We start from the raw sequence: 10,054 nt of genomic DNA, 5'->3' as shown, positions 1-10,054 counted from the left end.
ATGAGTTGCGCAAAACCGACGCCTACTGGCGAGCCAGTCTCTATCTGTGCCTGGGAATGCTGTACCTCAGGAGCAACCCATTGCTCAGGACGCAACTCACCCTGGAGCATATCAAGCCAAGACTGTTGGGCCACTGGGGATCAGACGCTGGCCAGTGCTTCACTTATATTCACTTTAACCGGCTGATCAAAAAATACGATCTGAATGCGATCTACATCTCCGGCCCCGGTCACGGCGCACCGGCGGTACTGTCCCAGGCGTATCTCGAAGGAACCTACTCCGAGATTTATCCGGACATCCGTGAAGATCTGACAGGCATGCAGCGCTTCTTCAAGCAGTTTTCCTTTCCCGGAGGCATCGGTAGCCACGCGACTCCGGAAACACCCGGCAGCATTCATGAGGGCGGCGAACTTGGTTACAGTATTTCTCATGCTTTCGGCTCGGTCTTTGACCACCCGGACCTGATCACCCTGGTGATGGTCGGCGATGGCGAGGCGGAGACCGGACCATTGGCCACCAGTTGGCATAGCAACAAATTCCTCAATCCGATTACCGACGGGGCGGTCCTGCCGGTGCTCCATCTCAACGGCTATAAAATCAACAACCCCACCATTCTGGCGCGCATCAGTCGTGCGGAATTGGCGGCGCTATTCGTCGGTTATGGATATACCCCTTACTTCGTGGAAGGCAGCGATCCAGAGAGCATGCATCAGGCGATGGCCGCCACCATGGAACACTGTGTCCTGGAGATTCGCAAGTTCCAGGAAAAGGCCCGGCAGACCGGTGCGGCTTATCGCCCCCGCTGGCCGATGATCATTCTTCGAAGTCCCAAAGGCTGGACAGCCCCCCGGAAGGTGGACGGGCACTATCTGGAAGGTTTCTGGCGAGCCCATCAAATCCCCCTCCCGGACGTGGCCACCAACCCGGCCCATCTGACCCTGTTGGGATCATGGATGCGCAGCTACCAACCGGAAAAACACTTTGATGCGCAAGGGCGACTGATCCCTGAATTGCAAGCTTTGGCGCCCAAGGGGCGGCGGCGCATGAGTGCCAACCCCGTGGCCAATGGGGGTCTGCTGCGCCGCCCTCTGGATATGCCTGACTTCCGCACGTTCTCCGTGGAGATCGAAAAAGCCGGAGGAACCCAGACTGGCAATGTACCCACTCTTGGCAATTTCCTTCGGGAGGTCATGCGGCTGAATATGCAGAACTTCCGCGTCTTCGGACCGGACGAAACCCAATCCAACAAACTCGAAGCCCTTTATGCGGTCACCCAAAAAGTCTGGCTCGGGGAATATTTCCCGGAAGATGCCGACGGCGGCGAACTGGCCTTGCAGGGACGGGTCATGGAAATGCTCAGCGAGCATACGATAGAAGGCTGGCTGGAAGGTTATCTGCTGAGCGGGCGGCACGGCTTCATCAATAGCTACGAGCCGTTCATCCACATCATCGATTCCATGTTCAACCAGCACGCCAAATGGCTGGAAAAATGTAACGCACTACCCTGGCGGGCCGATGTGGCGTCACTCAACCTGCTGATGACCGGACTGGTCTGGCGGCAGGACCACAATGGTTTCACGCATCAGGATCCCGGTTTTCTTGACGTGGTGGCTAACAAAAGCCCCAGCGTGGTACGCATCTATCTCCCGCCGGATGCCAACTGCCTGCTTTCCGTCGCCGATCACTGCCTGAAAAGCGTCAATTATGTCAATGTGATCGTCGCGGACAAGCAAAAGAATCTGCAGTACCTGGACATGGAGGCGGCCGTAGCACACTGCACAAGAGGCGCCGGCATCTGGAGCTGGGCGAGCAATGACCAAGGGGTTGAACCTGATGTGGTCATGGTGAGTTGCGGTGACGTGCCGACTCTGGAGTCTCTGGCTGCCACCGCCTTACTGCGTCAACACGTGCCCGACATCAAGGTTCGATTCGTGAATGTGGTGGACTTGTTCAAATTGGTACCACATACCGAACACGCACACGGGATGACGGATCGTGAGTTCGCGGCGCTGTTCACTTCCAGCCAGCCGGTGATCTTCAATTTCCACTCTTACCCGTGGCTCATCCACCGATTAACCTACCGGCGACCCGGACAGCACCATATTCATGTGCGCGGTTACAAAGAGAAAGGCAATATCAACACCCCCCTGGAACTCGCGATCCTGAATCAAACGGATCGTTTCAGCCTGGCCATTGACGCCATTGACCGGATACCCCGCCTCTGCGACACGGGGTCCAGTGTGCGCGAGACACTGCTTGATCAACAGTTCGCCTGTAAGAACCATGCCTACGAATTTGGGGTAGATCGACAGGATATCATTGATTGGAAGTGGCCTTGAATTACTTGCCCAATCCGTTGCCTACCGCGCTGGTCCAGGCTTGTGTTCTCATTTGCACGGGATCCCACGGACTACTGAATGGCGGCGTATAGCTGAGGTCGAGATCATTCAGCCCCTCGACGCCCATGCCATGGAAAAGCGCCGTTGCGAAGGCATCGATGCGTTTCGACACGCCCAACCGCCAGTACCGAGGATCTGCGTCCCGAGAAGACGACCAGTGCGGCGATCACCGGTTACCCGGATACGGAGCTTCTGCGCGCCGGGGTAATAGGCCTTGTGATCCCAGGTTTCGGTCTCGACAGTCACGGGATCAAATCCGCAGCGCGCTTCGGTTTCGCGCAAACTCGTCCGCACGATCGCCAACTCGAAGACCTCGACCGTCTGAGTGACGACCGAACCCGCGAAGAGGCGCTCCCCGCCAACCGCGTTCTCGCCGGCCAGACGCCCCTGCTTGTGTGCGGTCGTGCCAAGCGGCAGATACGCTGGCCGTTGCAGTATCCGGTGCCAAGTCTCTGCACAGTCGCCAGCGGCCCATATGACTCACGAGCGTGACCTCGATCCCCCGATGCCATAGTGCGTCGGCCATCTCGACGCCGAATAGCCCGCGCCAACAATGATGACGGAGCGCACCCCGCGCTCCGTGAGACGATTCTGGACAGCGAAGCCGTCCGCCATGGTATGCAAAAAATACACGCCGGGGAGGTCGAGGCCAGACAAGCCTTTAGGGCGGGATGGCACGGCACTGGTCGCGATCACCAGGCGGTCATAGCGCAACGTCCGCAGGCTGTCGTTGGGTCCGCGGACTACCTCGACCGTCTTGGCCGCTGGATGAACGGCCACGGCGCGATGGTTCGTCAGGATTTCGATGCCCTCGAACGCGGTGCGGTGGGCGAGCTGCCGGTGATCCGGCGTCTCGCCGCTGAGATAAAAAGGCAGGCCGCAGATGCTGTAGTTCGGGTACTCGTCGGTCAGCAGAACCGATATTTCGGCGGAAGGATCCTTCTCGCGCGCCCGGAGCGCCGCGCTGATGCCGGCGTCGCTGCCGCCGATGACGAGAAGGCGGATCATGGCACGACCCTTCGCGGCAGGGACATCCCCGGTCGGTGATTGCGGGGAACGGGGTTCATTCCTCACCCACCTTCAAACGATTCGCTCCTTCCGGGTGCTTGGCTGCCCACTTCAGGAGGTCGTGACGGGATAGCATGCCGACCACCCGACCGTTTTGCAGGACCGGGAGGGACACGATATCGAAGTCAACCAGCAGTTGGGCTGCCATGACGATATCCGTGTGCGGCTCCACGCTGTGGACGTCATCTGTCATCACCTCCATGGCGGTGCGGTCCTGGTCTTTGTCGGTTTCCTCTGGGTGCCGCCGGAAGACGGATTTGTAGAAGTTTTCCTTCCATATCGACGTGCGGGGGCCCAACGTCTCGTCGGCGGCACGATAAATGAGATCCCCCGCCGTGATGATGCCTCGCATTTGTCCCTCCCAGTCGACTACCGGTACCCCGTTGATTCGGTGTTCCAGCAGTAGCCGGGCGATCTCCGCCACCGGGGTCTGCGGCGCAACGGTAATTGGATTTCGTGTCATGAGTTGCTCTACGTTCATTTCGCCTACTCCTCTCTACCCTATGCTTGTCGGCCCTCGGGTCCGCTCATTTATGGTCACGACGCCGGATTCAGCAGCGAGCGCAAGTGGTCTATACCCACCGGCTCCTCTGTCTGCATAGGCACCAGGGCGATGCGTTTGGCGTAGCGGGTGCGAACCGCCTCGATCTGGGCTACCTCCAGCGCGGCGCGCTGTTTCAGCAGGGGGGACGTAGTGGGCGTAGCAGCCAGGCTGTTGTTGATGACCCAGGCCCACGGCTCGATGCCTGCGCGACGCAGGTCTTCCTGCAACTGCGCGGCCTCCAGGACCGGAGTGGGTTCCGGCAGGGTCACGATCAACACCATCGTCTGTTCCGGGTCCTGCAACTGCATCATCGGCGTCGTGTAATGCATCTGCGGATCGACGAGGTGGCGGGTCACTTCGCGATGATAGGCCCCGGTGGCATCCAGCAGCAGCAGGGTATGCCCGGTCGGTGCGGTGTCCATCACCACGAATTGCTTGCCGGCCTCATGGATGACGCGCGAGAACGCCTGGAACACCGCGATTTCTTCCGTGCAGGGCGAGCGCAAGTCTTCTTCCAGCATGGCACGGCCTTCGGCATCCAGGTCTTGGCCTTTGGTGTCCAGCACATGCTGGCGATAACGCTCGGTCTCCGCCTCTGGGTCAATGCGGCTGACTTCCAGATTGCCCAGCGAACCGGCCAGCGTGTCGGACAGGTGTGCGGCGGGGTCGGAGGTGGTCAGGTGAACGGGCAGGCCACGTTCGGCCAGTGCCACCGCCACTGCAGCCGCCAGGGTGGTTTTGCCGACTCCGCCCTTGCCCATCATCATGATCAGGCCGTGCCCCGTTCCAGCGATCGCTTCAACCAGCGTCGACAACTGCGGAAGGTCAACGCATTTGGTGGGCGCAGCGCTACCGGTGGGGGCGCTCTCGTCTTGATCAGAGAACAGACTGCACAGCGCCTCGACGCCGACCATGTTGAAGGCCTTGAGCGGCAATTGATCGACAGGCAGGTCGCGCAGCGCGGCGGGCATGTTGGCTATGGCCGCCTGTTCGCGGTGACGTATGGCAGCGGCCAGCGTGTCGTAGGCGGCTTCGCTTGCCGGCAGCACACCGTTGATGAGCAAGTTCTGCCGGATCAGACCGATGGCCGCCAGTTCCTGGTGGGTGCGCGCGACCTCGTCCAGCGTGGTTTTCTGCGCGCGGGTGACCAGTATCAGGCGCGTGCGTTCGGGGTCGGACAGCGCCTTGACCGCTTCGGCATAGCGCTGGCGTTGCTTATCCAGGCCCGCCCGTGGACCAAGGCAAGACGCGCCTTCCGGATTTTTCTCAATGAAGCCGCTCCACGCGCCGGACAATTGCAACAGACGAATGGTATGGCCAGTCGGCGCCGTGTCGAAGATGACGTGATCGTAGTCGGCCGTCAGTGTCGCATCGGTCAGCAAAGCGGTGAATTCGTCGAAGGCCGCGATTTCGGTGGTGCAGGCTCCGGAGAGCTGTTCTTCGATGCCTTTGACCACGGCGTCCGGCAGCGCGCCGCGCACCGGACCCACGATACGCTCCCGGTACTCTTGTGCCGCCTGTTGCGGATCGATTTCCAGGGCGAATAGCCCGGGTACCGCAGAAATGGCGGTGATTTTATTGCCGATGGCCTGATTGAAAACCTGACCGACGTTGGACGCTGGGTCGGTGCTCACCAGCAAGACCTTCTTGCCCAATCGAACCAGATGGATGGCCGAGGCACAGGACAGCGACGTTTTACCAACGCCACCCTTGCCAGTGAAAAACAGAAAGGTGGGCGGGTTTTGTAGGAAAAGCATGCCGAAGTCCTCGTTGAAGCATACGCCAATGATGGACCGTTCAGCAGGTGCCGCTGCCACCGCAACAGCCGCCAGAAGGGCTTTTCATGGCGGGCGCCGCCGCCAACCCGGCCCAGCGGACCAGTTCCTCACGGGTCGGATAACGCCCGGCCAGGGCGATCTCCCCTTCCACCAAGATCAGCGGCAATGCTTCGGCGCCAGAACGATCCAAAAACTGTTTCACCACGGGATTGTTGACAAAGGCCATGGGTTCCTGACTGAGGTTGTAGCGTACCAGCTCGATTTTCTGGCCTTTCGCCCAGTCCGCGTCAGCAGAAAAGCGTACCAGCGCAGGATCTATGGTCGGACCGCATACGCCCGTACTGCAGCACATGGCGGGATCATAAACACGGATTTTGGGCATGATAAAGTCTCCTGAAAGGATGGATGCCGTCTGAAAAGTTACTGTTCACCGATGCGCGCCAGTTCGGCTTGAAGGGCCACGTCGCCACTTTCTTCCCACTGGGTCCAAGGCAGGGCCAGAAAGGCTTCGATCCGACGACGCAGGATCTGGTAGGCGGTGGTGAAGGCCGCCTCGATCTCCGCCTCGCTACCTGTTGCCTTGGCGGGATCTTCCACGCCCCAATGAGCGCGGATCACCGGGCCGAGATAGGCGGGACAGGTCTCACCAGCGGCGCTGGCGCAGACGGTGATGACGATGTCCGGTGTTTTTTTGATATCGTCCCAGGACTTGCTGTACAGACCTTCGGTGCTAAACCCTTCACGTTGCAGCAGGGCCAAGGCACGCGGATGCACATACCCGGTCGGATGACTACCGGCACTGATGGCGTGCATGGCCGGTCCGGCCAAGGCATTGAAGGTGACTTCGGCGAGAATGGAACGGCAGGAGTTACCGGTGCAGAGAAAAAGAATTTCCGGGGTTTTCATCGCTGGTTTCCTTGGCGGACAGAAGAAGAGATGGTTTCACGGGGTAAGGCGCAATCCTGGGTACCGCGACAGCAGTTTTCGGTGAGATAGGCCACCAATGCCCGCACCACGGGCATGGCCGCACGGTAGCGCTGATAACGCCCTTCGCGCTGTACGGTCACGAGGCCCGCATGCTGGAGATTTTTCAGATGAAAGGAGATACCGTTGTGCGGTTGCCCCAAGTGTTCGGCGATGTCGCCGGACACCAGACCCGTCGGTTCCTGTTCGACCAATAGACGAAAGATCTCCAGACGCACCGGGGAGGCCAAAGCCTCCAGGCGGGTGACAATATCTGCAGGGTCTTGAAATGTTTCCATGGCACCATCCGCGAATGTTTCTTGTAGTATTGACAAGAATGCCACGCTCGTCAAGACTATGGTCTGCGTTTCGTTCTGGAGCCTGTGCAAACATGCTGGCCATCGCCATATTTCTCGTCACCCTGATTCTCGTCATCTGGCAACCCAAAGGTCTCAGTATCGGCTGGAGTGCTATGGGCGGGGCCGTCGTGGCGCTGGCCACTGGCGTCATCACCTGGAGTGACATTCCCATTGTCTGGCACATTGTCTGGGACGCCACCTTCACCTTTGTGGCACTGATCATTATCTCTCTGATTCTCGATGAGGCAGGTTTTTTTCATTGGGCAGCCCTGCACGTGGCCCGCTGGGGCGGCGGTCACGGGCGCTTGCTGTTTCCGCTGATTGTCGTGCTGGGTGCCGCCATCGCGGCGGTGTTCGCCAATGACGGTGCAGCGTTGCTCCTCACCCCGATCGTCATAGCCATTTTACTGCGTCTGGACTTCACGCCGGCGGCCACCTTTGCCTTCGTGATCGCCACAGGTTTCGTGGCCGATACCACCAGCCTGCCACTGATGATTTCCAATCTGGTGAACATTGTCAGTGCCAATTATTTCAACATCAGCTTTGATCGTTATGCGACGGTGATGGTACCCGTGGATCTGGTGGCTCTGGCGGCGACGCTGGCCGTGCTCTGGCTCTATTTCCGGCGTTCGGTACCGCGCCGGTACCCGACCCGGGATCTGCCCGAGCCCATGTTGGCCATCAAGGATCACCTAGTTTTCCGCGCCAGTTTTCCGGTGCTGATCCTGCTGCTGATCGCCTATTTCGTCACCGCCCAGTGGCGGATCCCAGTTTCCGTGGTGACGGGCACCGGCGCGCTGATTATGCTGGCTTTGGCCGGTCGCTGGCTGCAGGGCGGGCGGGGGGCGCAGATTCCGATGCGGAAAGTACTCCAGGATGCGCCCTGGCAGATCGTCGTGTTTAGCCTGGGGATGTATCTGGTGGTCTACGGGCTGCGTAATGCCGGGCTCACGAATTATGTAGCCATGGCCCTGCACTGGTTCGGCAACCACGGCGTGCTGGCGGCGGCGCTGGGGACGGGCTTTCTGGCGGCCTTACTGTCTTCCACCATGAACAATATGCCGGCGGTACTCGTAGGCGCGCTCGCCATTCATCAACTCCCGGTAACGACCGCCCCTCTGCTGCGGGAGATCATGGTTTACGCCAACATCATCGGCTGTGACCTCGGCCCCAAGTTTACCCCCATCGGCAGCCTGGCTACCCTGCTCTGGCTGCATGTGCTGAGCCGTAAAGGCATGACCGTCACCTGGGGACAGTACATGAAAACCGGGCTGCTGATCACCCCACCGGTGCTGCTGGTCACCCTGCTGGCACTGGCCTGGTGGTTACCTTTGGCTTAAGGAGAAGAAGGCCATGTCGGGGGTGTAAGCCCAAACTAGATTTATAACCGCCATTACAGCAATCGAGTGGCCCAAAATCAACCTTAAACCCAGAGCCTGGCTGCCATCAGCAGTATGACGATCACCATCATCACCTTGATCCACAGTTCTCCGCGTCGGCTCACCGTAAGTCTGGCAGCCAACCGCGCGCCTATCATGCCGCCTATGGCGATGACCAAGCCGAGTCCCCAGTGAACCTGACCCATCCAGGCGAAGATAAGGAGGGTAGGCAATGTGTACAACGTGATAATAAGGGTTTTGTAAGCATTCACTTGCGCTAAGTTCTTGGTGAGCAAATGGCGCAGGGCAAGGATGAAGAGGAAACCGATACCGAGCTGCATAAAGCCACCATAAAAACCCAGCCCCAGCATGGTGGGATACAGCCATGGTGACGCCATGCCATCGGGACGTGTATCTTTTTCTGTGGCCCTCGTTGAAAAAAACAGGCTGACTGTACAGAGCACCAATACAATCACCAAAATGCGCTGAAACCAGAGATTGCCAATATGAACACTCGCAATGGCACCAAGGATAGCTCCCGGCAGTGTCCACAGGGCCAGTTTCATCCCTTTTTTCAAATCCACCAAGTTATGGTGGTAGAAGGTGCGAGCGGCAGTAAGATTTTCCAAAAGGATGCTGATGCGGTTGGTGCCGTTTGCGGTGATGGGGTCGAGGCCCACGAAGATGAGTACCGGCAGGGTCAACATGGATCCAGCACCGGCCAGGACGTTGATAAACCCGGCCCCCACCCCGGCGGTAAACAATGCAGGGATGAGCCACCATTCCGTGGTTACCGATTGCAGCGTAGGCAAGTGTCAGCCGTGAATAGACTTGACGTAAAGGTCATGCGACTGGCCCTGTTAAATGGTACGTGGGCCGGTGTCACCCAATCTCCTGACTTGAAGAGATTGCTGTTTGTTCGTCCAGCGTATGACTCCAGAGGTCATGGCTCGACTGTCCAGTCACCTTCGACGGAAACAGCACGGGACACCGTCTGGAATACCGCACTATTCGCTCTGAGTACAATCTTGCGTCGTGTCATATCCTCTTCCTCTCTCCGGTATTGCTGCACCCCCTTGACCGTTATCCCGCCTTGCGCAAGTGCATATCGAGGTGAATGTCGGCGAAGGGGCAGCGCACCCCGCCGTTGGCCGTGCGCTCTATCAGTCCGAGTTCGGCGAGCACGAGCACGTCATCGTGGACGCGACGCACATCCCGGCCTACCCGCCGGGCCAACCCCCTGATGGACATTTCCCCCGCACTCATGATCTGGCGCACCAGAGACCATCGCAGTGCGGTCAGTCGACTCAGGAACACATCCGGCGATTCAAAGTTCAGGGTTTCCCCCTGGTAGGTTTCCGCCTGCGCGGCTCCACCTGCAGCACGTAGAACTGCTTTCCAGTCCGGTTGTACGGTAATGGTCAGTGTTCGCTTTTCCATTGTTCCACCTCCACGATGAAATCCTCGATCAACTGGTCCACACCGGTGAACGTATATTCATCTTCCTCAGCGGCACAGGCTTCGGTACGCGCCACACCACCATCTCCATGAGATCGCCATTCGG

The 10,054-nt window shown here is 59.1% G+C and carries 12 protein-coding genes; 3 read left to right on the top strand and 9 right to left on the bottom strand.

Annotation, left to right across the window (positions count from 1 at the left end; translation table 11 throughout):
• Positions 1 to 2,339: phosphoketolase family protein (locus M7F93_RS10070; protein WP_298172834.1), on the top strand; the 2,339-nt coding region annotated here is incomplete at its 5' end.
• Position 2,340: 1 nt separating this feature from the next.
• Here M7F93_RS10070 and M7F93_RS10065 read toward each other — a convergent pair.
• Positions 2,341 to 2,511: a hypothetical protein gene (locus M7F93_RS10065; RefSeq protein WP_298172831.1), complete on the bottom strand. Its 171-nt coding sequence runs from the start codon at positions 2,509 to 2,511 to the stop codon at positions 2,341 to 2,343.
• A gap of 104 nt (positions 2,512 to 2,615) precedes the next feature.
• Between M7F93_RS10065 and M7F93_RS10060 the strand changes: the two genes are divergently transcribed.
• Entirely contained in the window at positions 2,616 to 2,891 is a 276-nt protein-coding gene (locus tag M7F93_RS10060) for a hypothetical protein (protein ID WP_298172829.1), read from the top strand.
• On the opposite strand, the gene M7F93_RS10055 is transcribed toward M7F93_RS10060, so the two are convergent.
• The 6 genes from M7F93_RS10055 to M7F93_RS10030 are packed head-to-tail and all read right to left on the bottom strand — an operon-like array spanning position 2,880 to position 7,051.
• Positions 2,880 to 3,407, bottom strand: coding sequence for an NAD(P)/FAD-dependent oxidoreductase (locus M7F93_RS10055; RefSeq protein ID WP_298172826.1), 528 nt, complete (start codon positions 3,405 to 3,407; stop codon positions 2,880 to 2,882). The two genes, M7F93_RS10060 and M7F93_RS10055, sit on opposite strands and share 12 nt — an antisense overlap.
• A 55-nt stretch (positions 3,408 to 3,462) precedes the next feature.
• Complete coding sequence (locus tag M7F93_RS10050) at positions 3,463 to 3,948, bottom strand: CBS domain-containing protein (protein ID WP_298172824.1); 486 nt, start codon at positions 3,946 to 3,948, stop codon at positions 3,463 to 3,465.
• A gap of 56 nt (positions 3,949 to 4,004) precedes the next feature.
• Positions 4,005 to 5,768, bottom strand: a complete 1,764-nt coding sequence (gene arsA / locus M7F93_RS10045) for an arsenical pump-driving ATPase (RefSeq protein WP_298172821.1) — start codon at positions 5,766 to 5,768, stop codon at positions 4,005 to 4,007.
• Between the two features lie 40 nt (positions 5,769 to 5,808).
• Positions 5,809 to 6,171, bottom strand: a complete 363-nt coding sequence (arsD, locus tag M7F93_RS10040; protein WP_298172818.1) for an arsenite efflux transporter metallochaperone ArsD — start codon at positions 6,169 to 6,171, stop codon at positions 5,809 to 5,811.
• Positions 6,172 to 6,209: 38 nt separating this feature from the next.
• Complete coding sequence (locus M7F93_RS10035) at positions 6,210 to 6,695, bottom strand: arsenate reductase ArsC (RefSeq protein ID WP_298172815.1); 486 nt, start codon at positions 6,693 to 6,695, stop codon at positions 6,210 to 6,212.
• A complete protein-coding gene (locus M7F93_RS10030; RefSeq protein WP_298172812.1) occupies positions 6,692 to 7,051 on the bottom strand; it encodes an ArsR/SmtB family transcription factor in 360 nt (119 codons plus the stop codon). The genes M7F93_RS10035 and M7F93_RS10030 overlap by 4 nt, the downstream gene beginning before the upstream one ends.
• 92 nt (positions 7,052 to 7,143) lie before the next feature.
• Between M7F93_RS10030 and M7F93_RS10025 the strand changes: the two genes are divergently transcribed.
• On the top strand, positions 7,144 to 8,451 hold the full coding sequence (locus M7F93_RS10025) for an arsenic transporter (RefSeq protein WP_298172809.1): 1,308 nt from the start codon (positions 7,144 to 7,146) through the stop codon (positions 8,449 to 8,451).
• Between the two features lie 83 nt (positions 8,452 to 8,534).
• Here M7F93_RS10025 and M7F93_RS10020 read toward each other — a convergent pair whose 3' ends face one another.
• On the bottom strand, positions 8,535 to 9,302 hold the full coding sequence (locus tag M7F93_RS10020; protein ID WP_298172806.1) for a sulfite exporter TauE/SafE family protein: 768 nt from the start codon (positions 9,300 to 9,302) through the stop codon (positions 8,535 to 8,537).
• Positions 9,303 to 9,573: 271 nt separating this feature from the next.
• Positions 9,574 to 9,930 (bottom strand): HVO_A0114 family putative DNA-binding protein, encoded by a 357-nt coding sequence (locus M7F93_RS10015; protein WP_298172803.1) that lies wholly within the window; start codon positions 9,928 to 9,930, stop codon positions 9,574 to 9,576.
• Between the last annotated feature and the right edge of the window lie 124 nt (positions 9,931 to 10,054).

Origin of the sequence: Acidithiobacillus sp., from assembly GCF_027322205.1 — a bacterium.
Lineage (GTDB): Bacteria > Pseudomonadota > Gammaproteobacteria > Acidithiobacillales > Acidithiobacillaceae > Acidithiobacillus.
Note: the sequence above shows the minus strand (reverse complement) of the source record. Positions and strands in the feature narration are given on the sequence as shown.

Excerpts from the sequence above, each read along its gene's own strand:
- arsD (WP_298172818.1), bottom strand. The coding sequence starts at position 6,171 with ATGCCCAAAATCCGTGTTTATGATCCCGCCATGTGCTGCAGTACGGGC.
- arsA (WP_298172821.1), bottom strand. The coding sequence starts at position 5,768 with ATGCTTTTCCTACAAAACCCGCCCACCTTTCTGTTTTTCACTGGCAAG.
- M7F93_RS10025 (WP_298172809.1), top strand. The coding sequence starts at position 7,144 with ATGCTGGCCATCGCCATATTTCTCGTCACCCTGATTCTCGTCATCTGG.
- M7F93_RS10050 (WP_298172824.1), bottom strand. The coding sequence starts at position 3,948 with ATGAACGTAGAGCAACTCATGACACGAAATCCAATTACCGTTGCGCCG.
- M7F93_RS10055 (WP_298172826.1), bottom strand. The coding sequence starts at position 3,407 with ATGATCCGCCTTCTCGTCATCGGCGGCAGCGACGCCGGCATCAGCGCG.
- M7F93_RS10035 (WP_298172815.1), bottom strand. The coding sequence starts at position 6,695 with ATGAAAACCCCGGAAATTCTTTTTCTCTGCACCGGTAACTCCTGCCGT.
- M7F93_RS10030 (WP_298172812.1), bottom strand. The coding sequence starts at position 7,051 with ATGGAAACATTTCAAGACCCTGCAGATATTGTCACCCGCCTGGAGGCT.
- M7F93_RS10015 (WP_298172803.1), bottom strand. The coding sequence starts at position 9,930 with ATGGAAAAGCGAACACTGACCATTACCGTACAACCGGACTGGAAAGCA.